We start from the raw sequence: 21,078 nt of genomic DNA, 5'->3' as shown, positions 1-21,078 counted from the left end.
GCACTTGAGTTTGTTTAAAATGGAATCTACCAAAGATCGCGATCGACTCAATTCTCACAACCCTTCACTTGACCAGTGGCTGCGATTTTTAATTATAGCCGTATTAGTCATAGGTGTTTTATTTCGCTTCGCCAATCTAGATCGCAAATTTTACTGGCTCGACGAAACATATACTTCTTTGAGAGTTTCTGGCTACACCGAAGCCGAAATAATCACAGAAATTTCGTACCAGAAAATAACCTCGCCCTCGGATTTACAAAAATATCAGCAGATAAATTCAGAACACAATTTAACTGACACGCTACATTCTTTAGCAACAGAAGACCCCCAACACCCGCCGCTGTATTACATACTAGCGCGACATTGGGCGCAATGGTTCGGCAGTTCTGTTACAGCAATGAGAAGTTTGGCCGCCGTGATTAGCCTGCTAGTATTTCCCGCAATTTATTGGCTGGCTTGGGAGTTATTTGAATCTTCAGCCGTAGCGTGGATGGCGATCGCACTTTTCGCAATTTCTCCCTACCACATCTTGTTTGCCCAAGAAGCGAGACAGTACAGTTTGTGGACATTAACTACTATTTTATCCAGTGCAGCCCTACTGCGAGCCACGCGCCCTGACAAAAATCAAAATGCTCTCGCCCTTGTGTCTCACTGGGCACTGTACGCAGTCACAGCAGCAATGGGATTTTACACCCACTTGTTATTTGTCTGCGTCGCCGCCGCCCATGCAATCTACATCGCAATCATTGCCAACTGGCGCGATATTAAAACATTTATTGCCTATTATGTAGCAGTTGTAGTAGCATTAATTGCCTCCATCCCTCCCCTGATAAATTCTTTAGAAAACTTCAATCAAATTAGAAGCACAACAGCATGGACCGAACAAACAAATTTCTTAAGATTAGTCAGCAGGTGGGTTGGTTCCGTCACCATAGCATTTTTTGATCTTGGCATCGATGGAACTGCCAACGCCACCCAACTAGCCTTGGTAATTCCAGTTGGGATCATAATTCTAGCTTTAGTCGGCTATGCCCTTTATTATCTATGCCGACAAACACCAAAGCGAGTGTGGTTGATTGTATTGTTATTAATTGCAACCACTGCTTTATTTTTGGCAGTCCCTGATATAATCAAGGGTGGAAGGCGATCGGCAAATCCGCGCTATTTAGTTCCTTGTTATGTGGGAATTCAGCTAGCAGTGGCTTACCTGCTGTCTGCGAAAATTAGTAGCAATTTGGAGAACTTCAAACAGCAAAAACTGTGGAAAATAGTTATAGTTGCCGTTTTTTCCGCAGGTATTATATCCGGTGGAGTTAGTTCTCAAGCAGATATTTGGTGGAATAAAGGCAGCGGTTGGTTGCGTACCTTGGAAGTAGCTGGGACTGTCAATCAAGCCAGCAATCCCCTAATTATCAGCGATGCCAATATCGCACATATCATGCCTTTAAGTTATTACCTAGAACCAAAAGTCAAACTGCTAATAGAACCCCGCTGTTACACTTCTTGCTACAAAAATCGAGAATTGGCAAAGAAAAAACCCCAACCCCCGCAAATTCCCGGCGGTTTCAGCGAGTTGTTTTTATACAGACCGTCCTCTACTTTGCGATCGGCAATTCAGCAACAAAACTATCAAATAGATCCGGCTGACACTGATGTCGATCTTAATTTGTGGAAACTTACCCAAAAATAATCTAAAACATTAAGGCAAAAAACACGGGTTTGGTGCAAAAAAATGTCTTGTTCACTGCGACATATTAACCATAAACGGCCTTTGTGGAAGTATGTCGCAAGTAGAGTTCGATAGGTTGGCTTTTCGTGGTAAGCTAAAAGTTAAGAATAAAAAAATAACATCAAAAATCTCAAATGACAGTCACTGAAACCTCCAACATTCGTAAGCTGCTGTGCGATCCAGACTTAGGGCTGATTCCTCACCTAGAAAAGTGCCTGAAAGATTTGCACTCATCTGCGATCGCCAGTGGAGAGAAATTCAAGGTAGAACCTTACGATATAGAACTCAAAAGCTGCCACACCCAGAAGCATCCCAACGACCAAAAACCCCTCGTCACCCAGTCAGTGTTAATAAAAGTTCCCCTGACTGGGAAAGTTCAAGACAAGATGCACCTATATCTGATCGCAACTGAGTTGCAGAACCAAATCGACGTTAAAATTATCGACTGGAGTGCCTTAGAACGCCGCCAATACGACATTCAGGGCATCCCCTTAAAGCAGCCGATCACCAAAATTGACGGGCAGATGAATTACGAGTTAGTATTCGATCGACCAACCTACTGCTGCATCACCCTGTGTCGCCAATTTGACTTAACTTACGCCGCCAATTTTTAATTTGGCTTGTAGGGGCGGGTTTCACCAACAATATTTAGGTTAATTAACAATCTATAAAACCCGCCCCTATCCCACGGTAAACCCCTTGTACATTTTTCGCATTCAATACAAATCAATGTTGATGTAAATTGTTAGTTGTGTGGCGGCGGGTTTATGTATATTGTTAGTAGAAATTCGATATTGTTGGTGAAACCCGCCCCTACGAAATCTGGTAACAGTATGTCAATCCCATTACCAATTCCCAATTACTAATTACCAATTATCAATTAATTCAAACCGCTCGATTCGCAGTTTCCGCAAGAATCCTCTTAATATCAGCAGGAGTCAGACTCGGATTAGCTTGCAACATCAAAGCTATCACGCCGGATACTTGTGGCACTGCCATTGAAGTACCTGCAAAATATCGATAGGGAATCCCCGGTTGAGAAAGCGGCACAGTTGAATAAACATCACCAGAATCCGCCCTGCCGCCATCGCCGCCCGGAGCAACAAAATAATTAATAGTCTCCGTACCCGCCCGGTTAGAATACTCCCCAAACAAGCCATTTCGGGTAACACCACCGACAGCAATTCCTACCTCATTGGCAAACCGAGCCGGATAATCTACTTGTGGGCGAGCATCATTTCCCGCCGCCGAAATCACGATCGCGCCTTGAGCTTCAGCCGCTCGAATCGCATCCAATTCTTGAGCATTCAACTGTTGACCGCCCAAACTCACATTTATTATCTTCGCTCCATTTGCCACCGCATAATTAATCGCATTAATTTCATCCCGAATTTTACCTACCCCTGCCCGATCGAGTATTTTCAAAGGCATAATCTTCGCAGTCGGAGCCGTTCCAGTAATCCCAACCCCATCTTTTTTCGCAGCAACTAAACCCGATATATGAGTGCCGTGATTGTTATCATCCATCGGGTCATTATCGTTATTGACAAAATCCCATCCTCGGAAATCGTCAACAAACCCATTGTTGTCATCATCAACCCCGTTGCTAGCTTTATTGCGACCGATCGCATCAACGCCGGTTTCCCCCGCATTGCTCCAAATATTCCCCGTCAAATCCGGGTGATTGTAGTCAACTCCGCTGTCGATAACTGCCACCACAATTCCGTCTCCAGTCAACCCCTGGGCCCAAACTTCTGGAGCTTTAATTAAATCTCTGCCCCACTCGTCGCCGCCCAAATCGGGAACATCAGGAAAAGTTGCAGTACCTTGAGCTTTAGCAACTGCCGCCGCTGCATTCACCAAACCGAACCCAAAACGAGAGTCAAAACCTTGCAAGTTGCTCGCATTGTTAGGAGAAACAGTTGCAGGGGTTGCAGACAGATTGAGGGTGAAATCTGTACTGCCTTGGTATTGATAAACTCGAACAAAGTAAGTTCCTGCGTCTAAACCATTGATATCGATCGACTCCGGCGATAAATCCAATTCTTGAGAAGAACCAATAATGTCGGTGAAGTCAATAGAATTGTCGCCGTTAAGATCTTTAATTAGAGCAACATCAACATCCGCCGTCAAACCGCTAACAGTTAATTTAAAGTCGCTAGTTGCAGGCAAAGTAAAGCGGTAAAGGCCGTCTGGCCGGGCCTTGCTAAGCGAGTCTGCGATTGTTTGAGTGCCGCCCAAAACGCCTAAATCGCGAGCTTGATCCAGTTGGTTGCCCAATACGGTAGTTGCAGAGATGAATGTATCGGCGAGGTCTTGTGGAGATGCGTTGGCTACCAAGCCTAAAATAGCATTGGATTGGCGAATTTTAATTAATGTATTGGAAATACCCGGGGCGATCGATATTTCTTCGAGAATTAAGTCAGCTTCGGTAAGATTGTCAGTCAGTCCGATCGAATCCACAAAACTGTTAAAGTCAGTAATAACGTCTGCAGCAGCCGGATCGGAGACTGCGGAGTTGCTGCGGAGGACAAAGGTATCTGGGCCCAAACCCCCTGTCAGCGTATCTTTGCCGCCATCGCCCACTAAAACGTCGCTGCCAGAGTCACCGTTGAGGGCGTCATCTCCCTTACCTCCCTGCAAGGTATCGCTGCCGGCATCGCCAAACAAGATGTCGCTGCTGACACCACCGTTAAGTACATCGTTGTCTGCACCCCCTAACAGCGTATCGGAATTGCCACCGCCGAGAATGCGATCGTTACCATTATCACCGCTAATTATTTCGGCATCCGACGAACCGACAATAAAATCGTTGCCGCCGAGGGCAAAAAATCCGTTAGGATAAGGAGTCACAAAGCCCGGGGTCAAGGCGAAACTATTGGGGCTATCATCTAAAAGATAGGAAAGACCGTCAGGGCTCGGGCCGGGCATAGAAATGTACTCCTAGTGAGGTATATCGATCTAAATTTTAGATTTTAAATTTAAGTTTGTGGTTGAAAATGCCCTAAATACTCTGTAATGCGGGCATTACAGACAGTCTGTAGAGGTCTGCATAGGTTAGGTTAAACTGAGATGTTCCACCCTTCTCAATTACTTGTTTAGGAACAGGCAAGATGCCTGTTCCACAAGAATGTTGAGTTATTGTGGAACGGGCCGGAGAGCCCGTTTAGGAACAGGCAAGATGCCTGTTCCACAAAAATGTTGAGTTATTGTGGAACGAACAGGCAAGATGCCTGTTCCACAAAAATGTTGAGTTATTGTGGAACGGGCCGGAGAGCCCGTTCTTGACAATGGTGCAACATCTCAGGTTAAACCGATTTATTCCGTCATATCATGCCGTGTAAATCAACCACAATTCCGCCTTAGCCCCTCTAAAATATAAAATCTAAAACAGTATAACTTAATCCCAAATTCAAAATCGGGATCAGAAAATGGGAAAACAACACTTGCATCGAATTCAGAATTTTTTCAACATCGCAAAATCGCATTTAAAGCCTTATTTGCGCTATTTGATTTTAGGCGGGACGTTTTTATTTATTGCCAAAGCTTTTTTAACTCACTGGCGAGAAGTCGCGAATATCCAAATTCGAGCCGAAAGTTTTCCTTTGCTGGCGATCGCCCTTGGCGTCACTTTACTTTCTCTAATTTTCGTGGGCTGGGTGTGGATGTTGATTTTGCGGGAATTCCGCCAACCTGTAACTGCCGCCTGGGCAATTCAAGTTTTTCTCAAAACTAATATTGCCAAGTATTTGCCGGGGAATATTTGGCATTTTTGGGGTCGAATATTGGAAGCCAAAAAGGCAGGCATTTTCCCGAAAGCTGCTACTCTCAGCGTGTTGCTGGAACCGCTGCTGATGGCTTCGGCGGGCGTTTTGATTGGGTTGATTTGTTTTGACAAATTCAATTGGTGGTTGCGGATTGTCGGTTGTGCTGCTATTTTAACGGCGATTCATCCCCGCATTTTAAATCCGATCGTTCTCTTTGTAGAGCGGTTAAAGTTATCCAAGAACAATGGGGAAAATTCCCAGGCTGGGGAGGCTGCGGGCGAGAAACTGAATTTTCGTGTAGAGTCTACCTCCAATATAGCTAAAAAAACATCGAATGTCAAGTCCCGACGCAAAATTAATTTGCCAATTAAACGCTATCCTTTAGTGCCGTTAATTGGACAAATGTGTTTTATCGGATTGCGGGGCGGCGGTTTTTTGCTAACGGTAATGGCTTTAACTCCGGTGAACTTTAGCAATATTCCCAACTTATTCGGTGCTTTTTGTTTGGCGTTTGTTGTCGGTTTAGTCGTACCGGGAGCACCGGGGGGAATGGGAGTATTTGAAGCAACGGCGATCGCCCTGCTGTCCGATCGCTTTTCTACGGGTATAATTTTGAGTGCCGTGGCTTTGTATCGGATAATTAGCATTCTGGCGGATGTTTCCGGTGCATTTTTAGCTAAACTCGATCGCCAGCGCGATCGGCACAGTAAGTGAGTGGGAAAATATATGAGGCTAGCGGACTAGCCCCGATTAGGAGGAGTCCAAAATATGTATTTTTATTAAGATTTTTTGCATACGTACGTATGCTGGTATAGTTGAGCTTAGACAGAATGTTTTCAAATAATCTGTTTGAGTTCATCAAGAACAAAGCCACAAACAATATAGTCGGAATCAATAAATTTAAGACTGGCAAGCAAACCGAGTTGCTCTCATAAAAATTACAATTTTAGGTAGTTGTACCTCAAAGAAACGGGTTTTTTGAGTTCGGGTGTGGTAGTCCGGGATTTATGAAAAATTGTTAACTTTAGGATATAGGGTACACAGCCATGATGCCAGTTTTATCAGCAGGTGCGATCGAACTTCCGAATCAAATCAACGCGGGCAATGGGAGTTTTGGGGAAAAGAGCGATCGCCCCTATAACCCCAGTACAATAGTATTTATCGATACGGCAGTAGCAGACTATCAAACACTCCTAGATGGAGTGAAATTGGGAGTAGAAGCAATAGTTATCGACTCGCACAGAGATGGAGTCGAACAAATTAGCGAAGTGTTAGCGAATCGCACTAATATTGACAGCATTCATCTAGTTTCCCACGGCGAACCGGGAAGCTTGCAACTCGGTAAAACCAGACTGTGTGTGGATAACCTAGAAGCTTATAGCCAGCAATTGCAGCAATGGCGACGCGCTTTAACAATTGATGCAGACATTCTGATTTACGGCTGCAATGTAGCAGCAGCATCCCGCGCTTGTCAGAAAGTCCGCCAGGGAATAAATTCCCTGTCTCAAAGCGAAAGTCGGTTGAAACCGACTAAAAACAATTTCATTAAACAGTCCTATTTAGAGGACTTTTGCTATGAGACGGGGGTTGAAACCCCCGGCGGAATCGAGGGCGAACTAGCCTTAGAATACTTTGGTGAAACGAGAATTGAAACCTCCAGCGGACTCGATGAACAAGCCGTAGATGGTAAGCACTTCCTCCACCGCATTGCATCCCTCACTGGTGCAAATATCGCCGCATCCAAGCATCTCACAGGGAGTGCAAAATTAGGTGGCAACTGGGAACTCGAAACACAAATCGGCCACATCAAATCGCCCCTAGCATTCGACTCAAAGGCGATGCAAAACTATGCGTCGGTTTTGAATACCTATACCGTTAAAAATACTTTCGATAGCGGTACAGATTCTCTGAGAGATGCGATCGAAAAAGCTAATTTTAATCCCGGATTAGACACAATTAACTTTAACATTCCCGGCACTGGCCCTTATACCATTACCCTTAATCAAGCCTTACCTGTCATCACCAGCCCAGTTAGTATCGATGGGACATTTCAACCTGGATATGCTGGTAAACCGATAATTGAACTAAATGGCAGTTTAGTACAACAACCAGCATCTTTTTCAAACTCTTTTTATATCAATGGTTTAGAGTTAGGCAAGAATCCTTTGGGCGGCGCAGAAGATTCCAGTGGAAGTACCATTCAAGGATTGGTTATTAACGGATTCGGAAAGGGTGGAAATTCTATAGGTCACGGCATTGGGGTACAGACTAACAACAATATCATCCAAGACAACTACATTGGTACTGATATTAGCGGTACGACTGCTGTAGGCAACACTTTCACTGGGATCAGAATCCAAAGTTACACTCAAAACAATCCTCCTAACGTTGTCCCTCCCGTAACAGGTAATATTATCTCCCGCAACGTCATCTCTGGCAACGGCTTGACAGGCATATTTGTGGCGAGGGAAGGAGTCACAAATACCAAAATTACTGGCAATTACATCGGGACTGATGCCACGGGAACAATAGCTTTAGGTACCGAGGGCGATGGCATTTTGATCTTAGGCAAAAACGGGAATAATACTATCGGGGGCCCAGCACCTGGAGAAGGTAATATCATTGCTAACAATAAAGGGAGTGGCATTGAAATTAATGCACGTTCCGGCAGTAACACTATACAAGGCAATCGTATCTTTAATAACAAACGATTAGGAATTGACTTGATCGGTAATACTGGCATCACTCCCAACGATTTGGGCGATGCGGATACAGGCAGCAACAATCTGCAAAATTACCCGGTTCTGACCTCAGTTAGCGGCAACACAGTCAGCGGCATTCTCAACAGCACTCCTAACGCTAACTTCCGCGTCGAATTCTTTGCAAATAGCAGTTATGACCAGGCAGGGGCAGGTCAAGGTGAAGCTTTTCTAGGTTTCCAAGACGTTACTACAGATAGTGCGGGCAATGCTAATATCAACTTCGCCTACACTCCAGTAGCAGGGAAACCGGTTCTCGCTGCTACTGCTACTAACAAAACTACAGGCGATACCTCGGAATTTTCCCGTCGCAATCAATCTCCTATTAATTCAATACCGGGAAGAAAAACCACCACCACAACTAACCCGAATAACATTACCCTCAACAGCGGAGACTTCGTATATAACGTTTTAGCGACACCCTATCCGTCTGCTATTGACGTTTCAGGTGTAACAGGAAAAGTAGACAGCGTTACGATCGCTCTCAACAATGTTAAAACCTATGGTCAAGCCGATGCATCGCAGACAATCAACCTCTTGCTAGTTGGACCAGAGGGACAAAATGTGGTGTTAATGTCTCACGTTCCATCTGCACCACTCAACAACGTCACGCTGAAGTTGGATGATAATGCAGCCTCTTTTCTTTATGATTTTTCTAGTTCTACAGTCCCAACTATCGCTTCAGGCAACTACAAACCGAGTAACTATTCGTTAAACAATGCTCGCGATATTTATCCCTTAGCTTTACCACCCGGTACGCCGACAGGGGCACCAGAAGGGCCTTACGGTTCGACTCTTTCTGTTTTCAATAAAACTAACCCCAACGGCACTTGGAAATTGTATGCAGTTGATGCTAACCAATATAATTCTAAAGCTTCCAATGCTACTACTCCAGGAAATATTGCCAGTTGGAGTGTCAACATTACTACTGATATCGGCAAAGAAACGACGACTCAAAATACTCCTCGCATCTTCTCGGCTAGCAACGGCAATAGTATCTCTGTATCGGATTCAGATAGCGAGTCGGTGGAAGTTAATCTCAGCGTTACCAGCGGCACTCTTACACTCAAGTCGCTGACGGGAGTTACCGGATCGGGGAATGGCAGCAACAGCCTGATTTATACGGGAAAACAGGCTGATATTAATGCTGCTTTAGATGGTTTAACTTATACGCCGAATCCGAATTTTAGCGGAACAGATACGCTGACTTTGACGACAAACGATCGCGGAGCTCCAGAATTAGGCGGTGCTCAAACCGATAGCGATCGTGTGGATATTACCGTCAATCCCACAACTCCGACTCCGACAACTCCGACTCCGACAACTCCGACTCCGACAACTCCGACTCCAACAACTCCGACTCCGACAACTCCGACTCCAACCACTCCGACTCCAACCACTCCGACTCCGACAACTCCGACTCCAACCACTCCGACTCCGACAACTCCGACTCCGACAACTCCGACTCCGACAACTCCGACTCCGACAACTCCGACTCCGACAACTCCGACTCCAACAACTCCGACTCCAACCACTCCGACTCCGACAACTCCGACTCCGACCCCAACACCAACGCCTGCGGAAACTTCTACTCCGACGCCGACTCCTGCTGAAAATCCGACGCCAACACCAACGCCAACGCCTGCGGAAACTCCGACACCGACTCCGACGCCAACGCCGACGCCTGCGGAAACTCCGACACCGACTCCGACTCCAACGCCAACTCCGACGCCTGCGGAAACTCCGACCCCAACACCGACCCCAACACCATCAGTACCTGTTGTTACAACAGGAAGTGATACTGATTGCATTTGCAATACTATTGAGTATCCAACAGTCGATCGCCAAAACCAAGCTGACAACATTATCAACGGCAATGGTAGCGGTGCAATTCTGTTTGGTACACCAGAAAATGATGCTTTTTACGGCAGTCCAACTCCGAATATTTTCGATGCGGATTTAGGCGATGACAACCTCTACGGCGGTGAAGAAGACGACATCCTTTACGGCAACCGAGGCAATGATTTTATTGACGGCAAAAAGGGAGATGATATCCTTTTTGGCGGCAAGGGCAATGATATCATTGTTGGCGGTGAAGGCGAAGATATAATTTTTGGCAATAGCGGCAATGATTCAATAAATGGTAAACAAGACAACGACTTAATTTTGGGCGGTGAAGGTGATGATTTTATCGACGGTGGCAAAGGCAGCGATATCGCATTGGGAGGCAAGGGAAATGATATAATCTTCGGCAGCGAAGGCGAGGATTCTCTCTACGGCGATTATGGTAATGATACCCTCTGCGGAGGTGCTGGCAATAATTATCTGAGTGGAGGTGCTGGCAATGATTTGCTAGACGGGTGCGAAGGAAATGATACTTTGGTTGGTGGCAAAGGTAATGATACTTTGATTGGCGGTTTGGGGGATGATTGTTTAATTGGAGGTGCTGGGAGCGATCGCTTTTTACTCTCTGCTAATTCTGGTATCGATATTATTGCCGATTTTGAAGATGGAAAAGATTTGCTGATGCTAGCTAATGGCTTGACATTCGAGCAATTAACTCTTACTGAAAATAGCGGTGCAACCTTGATTCAGTTTGGGGAAACCGGAGAAATTATAGCTACTTTAAACGGAGTTTCTGCTAGCAGAATAAGCGCCAGTGATTTCACTTTCATTTAAACAGGCTCACCACTGATGCAGGTCGGGCACAAACGGTGTCCCGGAACTCAAATTTTTGTGCCGATCGAGCCTCTCCAACCTGACGCACCCTACCGCAACTTTCTCTTTCCCCTCTAACTCTCTCTGTGTCCTCTGTGTCCTCTGCGGTTAAAAACTCTAATTCTTATATGAATTAAAGCATTTTTTCCAGAAATTGCTTGGCGCGATCGCACTGAGGGTTGCTAAAAAACTCCTGCGGTGGCACATCTTCCGCCACCTTTGTGCCATCGAGAAACAATATCCGGTGGACGGCTGCCCGCGCAAAACCCATTTCGTGAGTTACAATCGCCATCGTAATTCCCGTTTTCGTCAAAGCTTTCATCACATCTAACACTTCTTTAACCATTTCTGGATCGAGTGCAGAAGTCGGTTCGTCCATCAACAAAATTTCCGGTTCCATAGCCAAACAGCGGGCGATCGCCACCCGCTGTTTTTGTCCCCCCGAAAGCTTAGAAGGATAAACCTCGGCTTTATCTGACAAACCTACTTTTTCCAGCAATTCTAACCCCTTCAGACGCGCCTCATCCGATTCAATTTGCTTCACCTTTACAGGCGCATACATCACATTTTGCAGCACAGTCATGTGCGGAAGTGGAAATGCTGAAAAACCATCCCTACTTTCTGGCGGATTTTCAGAATATCTGCCTTCGGCAAAGTAATATCCACCTGTTGTCGGTTTAGGCGTACCGGGTGCACCGGGGGGAATGGGAGTATTTGAAGCAACCGCGATCGCCCTGCTGTCCGATCGCTTTTCTACGGGTATAATTTTGAGTGCCGTGGCTTTGTATCGGATAATTAGCATTCTGGCGGATGTTTCCGGTGCATTTTTAGCTAAACTCGATCGCCAGCGCGATCGGCACAGTAAAAAAAGGTGAATTTGAAATAAAATATTTGAGGAATATAATTTGCTGCGATCGAGGAATCCCTGAATCGGGCAATTTAGTAAAAGCTATAATCAAAGTCGTGAGTGCCAACTCACAGACTTAGGTAAATTACTTGAACTTTGGTTGACCGTGTAAATCCAATCATCTCAGTGGCAGCAAATTCATTACATTACAGGTTCCTTGAAATAATGACTCTAACCTGCGGTTAGCCATGACTCATAACAACAATCGAACGACAACAATTCGTTACCTTCTAATTACATCAGGTGTACTGGCGATCGGTGGATTAGGCTATCTTGCTTATACCATGTTGCGCCAACCCAAGGAAGTACGCTACTACGCATCCGAACAGCAATGTATTGTAGATGCGATGAACCAAAGCAACGGGTTCACCAAAGAGCAGTGTCAGGCCCAGTTCCGATACGCAATGCAGGAATACGAACGCATTACGCCCGTGTATCGCACGCAGCCAGAATGCCAAGAAGACACAGCAAGCATTTGCTCGCAGGTATCGAATTCCAGCGTTGCTACCCCCGGATGGCGACCAGAGTTCGGCGGCTTCTATTTCACCGATGATGTCGATGATGATGCCCCTCCAACAGTGGTCAACGGCGGCTCCAGCGGCTCCTACACGATTTATCCAGTGCAACCCGTTTACCGCTCCAACATCGGAATTGTAACTCCAGATAGAACCCAGATTACTCGTCCCCTACCGGGCATACCGCTAGATTCTCCCTACTTTTCCTCCAGTCGCGACACCCCAAATCGCCCCCCAGGCCACGCAGCTCGGGGAACCATCAAGGGACGAGGGAGCTTTGGTAATTCTGTCCGCTCCACGGCTCCTTTGGGAAGCGGAGGCAAGTGATATCGATTCCGGTTGCACTCCTTATCATTGTTGACTGTTGACTGTTGACTGTTGACTGTTGACTGTTGACTGTTGAAGGAGGGGTCAAAAAAATGAAAATTGCGCGAATTATTTGTTGGCAGCTTGATTCGACTTTACGCCCGATGATGAAGCGCGGATTTGATATCATTTCGGCGCAGCCGGAATTGATATGATGCAAGCATTTTTGAGAGGCGATTCATCCTACAACTATTTTTTCTCTAGTTCTTTTCTCTGTTTTTGTAGCTCATTGAGTTCCACACCACTAGCAAGGCGCTTCAACCATGTATCCCTTTTTGTTTCAGCGACGACGCAACTGGCAGCAGCACGTATTAGATAACGCCTACCAATGTCAGCCTCTTGCAGACATCAAGCAACGCTACTGGGCAGAAGCCTTAGACCGTCCCTTTGGGGTGATGTTTTCGCGCCAGGAAGAGGCGAGGCTCTGGGATGCTACTGAGGCTCTTTGGGATATGTGTCGGGAGTTTTTGGACTGGTTTTTCACCGCTGATGGCCTAGAAAATCGGATGAAAAAACTCGCTATTCCTCCTGCTTTCTGGGAAGCAATTCAGGTTTCGTGGGATCGGGTTGACGAAGCAGAAGATATGTCTCTTTATACCCGTTTCGATCTTGCCGTCACTGAAGATGGAAAAATTAGCCTTCTAGAAATCAACGGCGAAACTCCTCTCTTGGGTGCAGAAACAGTCTATCAATGGCTGTGGTTAGAGGACATGAAAAAACAAAGCCGAGATTTGCGAGCGCTTCCCAACGATGCCAATCAGTTCAATAACTTTTGGGACGAAGTTGCGGGTCGATTCCGCACTCTAAGTCGTCATTATGATTTAAAGCAGTTCGGCCTGAGCTTGTTAATTGACGAGCATCTGTCAGAAGATACCGAGATGGCAGGACAACTGGTCGAAATTATTAATCAAGAATTGGGAAACGATCGCTTTTTCACCCAACTTGTAGGATTGCGTAACCATCTGGGCGTGGATGAAGAAGGATTTTTTGTCGATCAATTCAATAATCGGATCATGCGGCTGTGGAAAATCGTCGATTGGCTGGATTTGCAACTCGCAAGCGAATCTTTTAACGCAGATGAAGCCCTAGCATCGCGCCTGATAGCAGGGGACGTGAAAATCATTGAACCGCTGTGGAAACAGATTTTAAGCAATAAAGGAGCGATGGTGTGGATGTGGGAATTATTTGGCAACCACCCAGTTTACGCTCAATTCTTGCTACCGACTTTCTTCACAGATACTATCTCGATCGAATCCACAACATTACTGACCCAAATGCACGTCAAAAAGCCCCTCGTGGGTCTAGAAGGTGTTGGGGTTTCTATTGAAACAGGCGATTTTGTTGCCGGAGCCGTTCACGCCCGCGAGGCGATGGGCTACGATCGCGAAGGATTCATTATTCAGTCCTATCAACCCTTGCCCGAATATTTTGGCTACCACTTCGTCGTAGGTTCCTGGATTGTCGGCGATACTCCATCCGGCATCGTATTGCGCGGAGATACCAATCCGATCACCGGACGACATTGCTTAATTGTTCCGCATATCGTGAGCGATCGTCTAGTGAATACTTAAATTATAATCAGAAAAACTATGAAATTACAAACTCATGATGTCCGGGGAATTCCGATTCTTAGCAGTGAGTGGAGTGTAGATGAATTTATTGCCGATGAGTTTAAAATTCCCGAAGTTGCGCCTACAATTCAAGCTGGATTTATGGATCTCCTTAGCCGAGATGTGTTCTCTGAGGGAGACAGTCAGCCACTCTACGAGCATCTCCTCTCTCGCAGTTCCGAGTTCTCGTTAGAATTCATGAGTGCGATCGAACTTTGGCTGCAAGACGAATTACGGCACTACGTTGCTCTACGTAAGGTCTATCACATGGTATCAGGTTTGTCCCCAGAGGCGATCGACCAAAAAAACGAGAGTCGGGTGCATGAACTCGAACCGATCTCGTTTTTGATTGAGAACGAATTCACCATTCTAGTTGGTTTAATGTTTGACGAAATGGGTTCCGTGTGGTCTTATCACCGGGATATTAAGGAATTCTACCAACACTATGGGAAGGGCTTTGCTCGCGTAGGACATTTAGTCACGCAGGATGAGGGGCGGCATTTTAGGAATGCTGCGACTCTCATCCAACATCGCCATCCCGACAAAATCGATCGGATCGAACCCTTATTAGAAAAGATTAGCGAGATGGAAGCCGGTCTTGCTTATTATCCCAAGACTTTCTTTCTCGATCACGCTCAGGAAAGACACCGCTTTCCAAAAGATTTTAATACCCAGGTGATTCAAAGAATTCTCACGTTTTTCTAACAGAATTACCCAGTTAATCATCGGATCAAAATTATTATACTTTCCGTGGCGAGCGAGCCTCTCCAACCTGACACAGCCTACCGCAACTGTCTCTTTCTCCTCTAACTCTCTCTGTGTCCTCTGTGTCCTCTGCGGTTAAAAACTCTAATCCTTATATGAATTAAAGCATTTTTTCCAAAAATTGCTTGGCGCGATCGCACTTCGGGTTACTAAAAAACTCCTGCGGCGGCACATCTTCCGCCACCTTTCCCCCATCCAGAAACAAAATCCGGTGGGCGACTTCCCGCGCAAAACCCATTTCGTGAGTTACAATTGCCATTGTAATGCCCGTTTTCGTCAAAGCTTTCATTACATCTAACACTTCTTTAACCATTTCAGGATCGAGTGCAGAAGTCGGTTCGTCCATCAACAAAATTTCCGGTTCCATAGCCAAACAGCGGGCGATCGCCACCCGCTGTTTTTGTCCCCCCGAAAGCTTAGAAGGATAAACCTCCGCCTTATCTGACAAACCCACTTTTTCGAGCAATTCTAACCCCTTCAGACGCGCCTCATCCTTAGCCACCTGCTTCACCTTTACAGGCGCATACATCACATTTTGCAGCACTGTCATGTGCGGGAACAAGTGGAAATGCTGAAAAACCATCCCCACTTTCTGGCGGATTTTCAGAATATCTACCTTCGGCAAAGTAATATCCACTCCGTCAATGTATATGTGTCCCGAAGTCGGAATTTCCAGTAAATTCAAACACCGCAAAAAAGTAGACTTGCCGCACCCCGAAGGGCCGATAATGGCAATCACTTCTCCTTTATGAATTTCAGTAGTTATCTCGCGCAAAACCTTAAGATTGCCAAAAGATTTATACAGGCGATCGACCTTAACTGCTACTTTGGAGTCTACGTTCGAGTACATTTGCCCCCCAAGTTAAACTAAGCACCATCAAATAATAAATTGCGCCGACAAATATCAAAGGTTCAAAGTAAATATACTTTTCTGCTCCCACAATTGTAGCGCGGCGCAGCAAGTCTTCTACGCCAATTACTGAAACTAAAGCTGAATCCTTCAGCAAAGCAATACTTTCATTCACCAATGCAGGCAAAATATTTTTCAACGCTTGCGGCAAGATAATATCGCCCATCATCAGTTTGTAGGGAACGCCAAGGGATTCTGCGGCTTCTTTTTGACCTTTATCTACGGCTTGAATTCCGGCGCGGATTGTTTCGGAAATATAAGCCCCAGAATTCAGGAAAAAAGTAATCACGCCAGCTTGCAGCGCAGATATATTATAGCCCGTAAGCTGCGGCGTTGCAAAATAAACTAAAATCAACTGCAAAATTAGCGGCGTTCCGCGAAAAATTGAGGTGTAAGCAGTGGCAAACCAAAACAGCGGTTTAATGCTAGAAATCTTAAACAGAGACAGCACGATTCCCCAGATAAATCCGAGAAATGCCGACAGCAAGGTAAAAGTTAGCGTTACCCAAAGCCCGGACAAAATATAAGGCAAACTCGGCAAGATTTTGCCAAAATCTAACCCGAACTTGGGCGCTACCGCAGGCTGATTTGCTTGAGCAGGTTCTTGCGGAATCGGCCGAGAAAACCACTTAGTAGCTAGTTCCTTAATTTGACCGCTGGCTTTCATTTGCTGGAGGACTCGGTTGAATTCTGGAACTAATCTTGAACCTTTCGGAAAGGCGATCGCCGAACCGCTTTCTTCAGTATTCGGAATGGTGTTAAATTCCAAGTCCGGGTTTGCTGCGGCATAACCCGTAGCAACAGTATCCTCGATGACTCCTGCGGCGATGCGGTTCGATTTAATTTCTTGAATGATGTCAGGAATCCTATTGAGAGCAGCCAGTTGCACACCGGGCATTTTTTTCACCGCTTCCTGCTGAATGCTTCCGAGTTGAACGCCTACTTTTTTCCCGGCTAAATCTTCAGCTTTGGTCAAATTGCTGCCTTTATTGGCGACAATTGTATTTTGAGCTTCATAGTAAAGGTCAGAAAAATCAACATTTTTTTTCCTTTCTGCTGTGGGAGTCATTCCAGCCATCACAAAATCGGCTCTTCCCGCCTGCAAAGCGGGAATTAAGCCGTTAAAATCCATGCCAATTACTTTCAGTTCGTAGCCTAATTTTTTAGTAATATATTTGGCAATATCGATGTCAAAACCGATGATTTCGTTGCCGCTAACAGCCGTATCTTTAAATTCATAGGGCGGGTAGTCTGGGGAAGTCGCCAGTGTTAAAGTCTTGTTGGCTTGGGCGTAGCTGGCGATCGCAATTAAACAAATGGCGATCGCGATCGCCGCCGCCAGCATTGATTTTAATTTTAAAAGTTTCATATCGAACATTGTCCTACAAAATCCCCGCGCCAACAAAGTATGCGAAACTTCATAATTATGTCACCACTCTAAAGATAGATAAGATGGGTAGGGTGCGTCAGGTTTGAGATTCTTAGTCAGCATAGAAAGTGTGATTCTGAGGCATCATTTGTTGCAAAATGCGTTAGTTGTGAGATTGTTGGTTTGTAGGAAAAATCATGCTAACTGACGCACGCTACTTAAAAGTAAATCACGCTCAATACTTAATCCGTGTATCCGTGTCAATCCCTGTCGTCCCTGCCTTCTTCTCTAACATTTTAGGAAGTAAAGCTTGTCCGCACAACTCCCACCCATGTTGTACCGTTGTCCAAGTTGCGATCGGTATTTGTAATCATCCAGCATATTCCATTTGTATGTGGTACACGGTATTCAGTAGATCAGATCCAAAAATGAAACGTTATCAGATAGAGTTTAGTGAAAAAATAGTTAAAGCATATCAACAAGGTGATACATAAATTAGGAAAGGAGCCGCCCGTTTAGATATAAATAAAGCCTCTGTGCAAAAAGTTGGAAGTGCGATCGCTTTTATGGGAAAGCCACTCAATCCGCACATTTGACACTTTTAATACTCCCATCTTCTTTGAGAGCAGTAATCTTTACATGAACTGCTTGTCCTTCTCTCAATAAAGCTGCTTTTTTAGGCTCCTTCTCCGTAAGCTTTAAGACTTCCAACATATGATAAGTTACGTGATTGCTGTTGATGCGAGCTACAGTAGCCTCCAAAATTTGTCCAATCTCAAACTTTTTTGACTTAACAGCTTTAGCAATTTCCACTTGCCGTTCTGACTTAACTACAACACTTGGTAGCGTACTTGGTGAAAAAGTTGGAGCGACTCTGCGATTATCATCGATTCGTGCTATTTGTAACGGAGTTGGTAGCACTCTGCGCTCTTTGTACTCGTTAGGTTCAATCGTCATATACTCAGCATGGAGTGAGTTTTGTAAACCTTCACATTGCAACATTGCCAATAACATTTCGATTCGTGGCAACTGCTTTAAGTGTTGGAGTTGTTCTCTATCTCGATCTTTTGGATAATCCTGACAAGAAATCCAATCAAGTATATATTTCTCAAATGCTTTCACACATTCTTCTTCTTTTTCAGGCGTTTGAGATTGGTCTTCTTCACCAGTTTTCCACTTAGTACCGTTAAAGAGATTTTTGTAGCGTTCTTTGCGATCGCTCAAATGCAATTCATAGTCAATATTCACCGCACCCATCCCCAACGGTTTACCCATACCAAGAGAAAAACAGTATTTTTCACCCTCTTTACCAGTTTTGAGTGTTTGCGATTTATCGCTGCTGAGACTCAACACCCACAACAGCGCACCCAGTTCAACCTTACTCAGATTTTCAAAGCGAATGTAGAATTTAAAGGAAATACCTGCTTTGATTGGTTTGATATTTGTATATTGCGATTTTTTCTTCTCAATTTCCGCCGTATCAGTTTCTTCAATATCTTCGTGTCCATGTGGCTTATGCCAGTACAGCTTATGCCCGCGAAGCACTGTTTTATTTTGCTCAGGTTGAGGAGAGTAGTGTTTTAATTGTGTTCTATCGGTACTGGTTTGCACCAAATAATGCTGAAATGTAGTTGGTTTTGGACTCGCTAAAATTTTGGGTGTGGTTATCTTCTCTGAATCACCCTTCCACCAGACATTACCAGAAGACACACAAGTAGCATCGCCAACAAACACACGACTCGCACGAGCTACATCTCGTCCTTTCCCATTCACATAGCCAAAGATAGTATCAGGGAGATCCCTCACTGAATAATCTTTTAGTGATTCTGGTACTAAATCGAGTGGAGAGAGATCGTATGGAAGCCGAAACATCTGCGCTCTACCAAAAAATCGAACTGTTTTCCCATCCTCATTTAACAGAAAAAACACAGGTTCTCGCTCTCGAAGATATCCCTTTTGCTGACGACAATTAGGAGTAGGGTTATCTTTTGGGAAAGCATCTTCCTGCCACTTGGTTACTTGGTCATCATCTTGAAAACGTCTGACCATTTCATCCGAGACTGGATGTTCATTTAACTTTTCGTCTAAAAAAACAAATTCTAGATGCTTGTGCTGCATATCTCCTGTTATTACAAGCGTTCCTTTCTGTAAATCTGGTACAGGAGTAAAACTAGCAGAGTGAACTTTACGAAAGCGTAAATAAAGATTGGGATGGCGCTCCTTTCCATTGCTGTTTATTTGGCGAGGGAAGAAATAATTTTGCTCATGCTCATCCATCTCCACATAGATAGTTTGGTGCTGGTATGTCCAGCTTGGAGTTTTTCCTTGTTTAGATCCTTGATAGAGTGGTTTAGTTGGAATATTAGGGTAATTTGCCAGGTTAGGAATGACTCTATTAATAGTATGTCTATCGATACGTCCATAGCCATATTCTTCAATAACGTAATAGTTATTACGCTTGCGTAAAAAACCTGCATTAACTTTAGCTCGATAGCAGTCAGATTGAGGATGTGGCGGAACTTGTACTTTGCCAAGATTTTCAACAAAATTAGCTTGGTAAATATCCCTTAAAGCCGGATCGCCAAGTGACCGATAGAATAGTTTGTTGTCGGTTACGCGGTCAATTTTACTAAAGCTGACAATTTCCACCAAAGTTCGTAGCATTCCACGTAAGCTGCTGCCAGGAAGAACGGGTTTTTCAGATTTAGATGCTGGATCGGTGTAGAAAAAATCAGGTAAATCTTTTGCTTCTTTAATAGCTTGAAATTCTTTCGTTGTTAGTCCACAGCGAATATACAAAGGAGATTCAGTGGTCAAAGTGCATTCAATCCTTCCTGTGTGATAATCTGGATGATAGCGATCGCCCTCTGGTAAAGGTAGTTCTGCTTCGACAACTGTATCGGGAAGTTCGACAAAGTTGTAAGGTGCGATCGCTCTTCTGTGAGCGGGAACTTCACCAATATGTTTAGGATTCATAATTCAATCTCCTTATAGTTCAGTAATTTCACTTAATCTCTATTTATCTTCTGACTCTTGCTCAAAACTAACCTCTTCATACAAAAGTTCGATCGCACATTCAAACTCAATACTTTCTAGAGCGATAGCCTCCCCAGCTTCATACTCATAATAAAGCCACATTTTACCTTCTCCTCGACGATAAACCTCAACTACTATTTCTTCTGAATCCACTAAGACATATTCTTGCAAACTCGGAATCTGGCGATAATATTTGAGTTTTTTGGTGCGATCGTAATTCGCTGTACCCGGAGAAAGAACCTCAACAATCACTTTCGGTTTTTGAATAAATTCTCGTGATTTCAAGTCATCAGGATCGCAACTGACAACTAAATCGGGATAGAAATAGCGACTATTTTTACGAGCCTGAACTTTCGCATCTGACACATTAACTCGACAGCCCCTCTCACGCAAATGAGGGTACAAAGCCCTGTATAAGTTAAGAGCAATGTCATTATGAGGTAGAGAGCCTCCTGTCATCGCTACAATTTCGCCGTCAATGTATTCATGGCGAAGTTCCTGCTTGGCTTCCCATTCTAGGTATTGTGCCGCCGTCATTTTTTGATCTTGTTCACTATTGGCGATCATAATTCCCTCCTTGATGCAATGTATTCCTATTTTAACAAGTGTTTTTGAAATTACATAACT

General features: G+C 44.7%; 14 protein-coding genes. 7 read left to right on the top strand and 7 right to left on the bottom strand.

Translation table 11 applies throughout. From position 1 onward, the window contains the following. The first annotated feature begins 19 nt into the window (after positions 1–19). Both QUA00_RS01180 and QUA00_RS01175 read left to right on the top strand, forming a co-directional pair. Positions 20–1,690: a glycosyltransferase family 39 protein gene (locus QUA00_RS01180; protein WP_333408427.1), complete on the top strand. Its 1,671-nt coding sequence runs from the start codon at positions 20–22 to the stop codon at positions 1,688–1,690. Between the two features lie 173 nt (positions 1,691–1,863). After that, positions 1,864–2,343, top strand: coding sequence for a hypothetical protein (locus QUA00_RS01175; RefSeq protein ID WP_333101727.1), 480 nt, complete (start codon positions 1,864–1,866; stop codon positions 2,341–2,343). A gap of 271 nt (positions 2,344–2,614) precedes the next feature. Here the strand turns inward: QUA00_RS01175 and QUA00_RS01170 are convergent, their stop codons facing one another. Next, positions 2,615–4,660 (bottom strand): S8 family serine peptidase, encoded by a 2,046-nt coding sequence (locus QUA00_RS01170; protein WP_333138546.1) that lies wholly within the window; start codon positions 4,658–4,660, stop codon positions 2,615–2,617. Positions 4,661–5,160: 500 nt separating this feature from the next. Between QUA00_RS01170 and QUA00_RS01165 the strand changes: the two genes are divergently transcribed. Further along, complete coding sequence (locus QUA00_RS01165; protein WP_333408426.1) at positions 5,161–6,210, top strand: UPF0104 family protein; 1,050 nt, start codon at positions 5,161–5,163, stop codon at positions 6,208–6,210. Between the two features lie 332 nt (positions 6,211–6,542). Further along, positions 6,543–10,934 (top strand): DUF4347 domain-containing protein, encoded by a 4,392-nt coding sequence (locus tag QUA00_RS01160; protein WP_333408425.1) that lies wholly within the window; start codon positions 6,543–6,545, stop codon positions 10,932–10,934. Between the two features lie 172 nt (positions 10,935–11,106). On the opposite strand, the gene QUA00_RS36725 is transcribed toward QUA00_RS01160, so the two are convergent. After that, entirely contained in the window at positions 11,107–11,775 is a 669-nt protein-coding gene (locus QUA00_RS36725; protein ID WP_445305713.1) for an amino acid ABC transporter ATP-binding protein, read from the bottom strand. A gap of 25 nt (positions 11,776–11,800) precedes the next feature. Then, on the bottom strand, positions 11,801–11,947 hold the full coding sequence (locus tag QUA00_RS01145; RefSeq protein WP_333408424.1) for a hypothetical protein: 147 nt from the start codon (positions 11,945–11,947) through the stop codon (positions 11,801–11,803). Between the two features lie 121 nt (positions 11,948–12,068). On the opposite strand from QUA00_RS01145, the gene QUA00_RS01140 reads away from it, so the two are divergent. The 3 genes from QUA00_RS01140 (at position 12,069) to QUA00_RS01130 (ending at position 15,076) form a co-directional block, all read left to right on the top strand. Continuing rightward, positions 12,069–12,722 (top strand): DUF1190 domain-containing protein, encoded by a 654-nt coding sequence (locus tag QUA00_RS01140; protein WP_333408423.1) that lies wholly within the window; start codon positions 12,069–12,071, stop codon positions 12,720–12,722. Positions 12,723–13,024: 302 nt separating this feature from the next. Then, positions 13,025–14,332 carry a glutathionylspermidine synthase family protein gene (locus QUA00_RS01135; RefSeq protein ID WP_333408422.1) on the top strand — a complete coding sequence of 436 codons (1,308 nt, stop codon included), beginning with the start codon at positions 13,025–13,027 and terminating at the stop codon, positions 14,330–14,332. An 18-nt stretch (positions 14,333–14,350) separates the two neighbouring features. Continuing rightward, the gene (locus tag QUA00_RS01130) at positions 14,351–15,076 is read left to right on the top strand and encodes a hypothetical protein (RefSeq protein ID WP_333408421.1); all 726 of its coding nucleotides are present in this window, start codon (positions 14,351–14,353) and stop codon (positions 15,074–15,076) included. Between the two features lie 160 nt (positions 15,077–15,236). On the opposite strand, the gene QUA00_RS01125 is transcribed toward QUA00_RS01130, so the two are convergent. The 4 genes from QUA00_RS01125 to QUA00_RS01110 all read right to left on the bottom strand — a co-directional run bounded on the left by QUA00_RS01125 (position 15,237) and on the right by QUA00_RS01110 (position 21,018). After that, positions 15,237–15,986 carry an amino acid ABC transporter ATP-binding protein gene (locus tag QUA00_RS01125; protein WP_333408420.1) on the bottom strand — a complete coding sequence of 250 codons (750 nt, stop codon included), beginning with the start codon at positions 15,984–15,986 and terminating at the stop codon, positions 15,237–15,239. Next, positions 15,952–17,415 carry an ABC transporter substrate-binding protein/permease gene (locus tag QUA00_RS01120; protein WP_333408419.1) on the bottom strand — a complete coding sequence of 488 codons (1,464 nt, stop codon included), beginning with the start codon at positions 17,413–17,415 and terminating at the stop codon, positions 15,952–15,954. The genes QUA00_RS01125 and QUA00_RS01120 overlap by 35 nt, the downstream gene beginning before the upstream one ends. A 579-nt stretch (positions 17,416–17,994) precedes the next feature. After that, positions 17,995–20,391: a TIGR03986 family type III CRISPR-associated RAMP protein gene (locus QUA00_RS01115; RefSeq protein WP_333408418.1), complete on the bottom strand. Its 2,397-nt coding sequence runs from the start codon at positions 20,389–20,391 to the stop codon at positions 17,995–17,997. Positions 20,392–20,430: 39 nt separating this feature from the next. Continuing rightward, positions 20,431–21,018 (bottom strand): Uma2 family endonuclease, encoded by a 588-nt coding sequence (locus QUA00_RS01110; RefSeq protein ID WP_333408417.1) that lies wholly within the window; start codon positions 21,016–21,018, stop codon positions 20,431–20,433. Positions 21,019–21,078 lie beyond the last annotated feature (60 nt).

Origin of the sequence: Microcoleus sp. T2B6 (assembly GCF_036700475.1) — a bacterium.
In the GTDB taxonomy this organism is placed as follows: domain Bacteria; phylum Cyanobacteriota; class Cyanobacteriia; order Cyanobacteriales; family Microcoleaceae; genus Microcoleus.
The sequence above is the reverse complement of the archived record's forward strand: the minus strand, read 5'-3'. Positions and strand labels throughout refer to the sequence as shown.

Coding starts and splice junctions, on each gene's coding strand:
- QUA00_RS01180 (WP_333408427.1), top strand. CDS start 20: ATGGAATCTACCAAAGATCGCGATCGACTCAATTCTCACAACCCTTCA.
- QUA00_RS01175 (WP_333101727.1), top strand. CDS start 1,864: ATGACAGTCACTGAAACCTCCAACATTCGTAAGCTGCTGTGCGATCCA.
- QUA00_RS01170 (WP_333138546.1), bottom strand. CDS start 4,660: ATGCCCGGCCCGAGCCCTGACGGTCTTTCCTATCTTTTAGATGATAGC.
- QUA00_RS01165 (WP_333408426.1), top strand. CDS start 5,161: ATGGGAAAACAACACTTGCATCGAATTCAGAATTTTTTCAACATCGCA.
- QUA00_RS01160 (WP_333408425.1), top strand. CDS start 6,543: ATGATGCCAGTTTTATCAGCAGGTGCGATCGAACTTCCGAATCAAATC.
- QUA00_RS36725 (WP_445305713.1), bottom strand. CDS start 11,775: ATGCTAATTATCCGATACAAAGCCACGGCACTCAAAATTATACCCGTA.
- QUA00_RS01140 (WP_333408423.1), top strand. CDS start 12,069: ATGACTCATAACAACAATCGAACGACAACAATTCGTTACCTTCTAATT.
- QUA00_RS01135 (WP_333408422.1), top strand. CDS start 13,025: ATGTATCCCTTTTTGTTTCAGCGACGACGCAACTGGCAGCAGCACGTA.
- QUA00_RS01130 (WP_333408421.1), top strand. CDS start 14,351: ATGAAATTACAAACTCATGATGTCCGGGGAATTCCGATTCTTAGCAGT.
- QUA00_RS01125 (WP_333408420.1), bottom strand. CDS start 15,986: ATGTACTCGAACGTAGACTCCAAAGTAGCAGTTAAGGTCGATCGCCTG.
- QUA00_RS01120 (WP_333408419.1), bottom strand. CDS start 17,415: ATGAAACTTTTAAAATTAAAATCAATGCTGGCGGCGGCGATCGCGATC.
- QUA00_RS01115 (WP_333408418.1), bottom strand. CDS start 20,391: ATGAATCCTAAACATATTGGTGAAGTTCCCGCTCACAGAAGAGCGATC.
- QUA00_RS01110 (WP_333408417.1), bottom strand. CDS start 21,018: ATGATCGCCAATAGTGAACAAGATCAAAAAATGACGGCGGCACAATAC.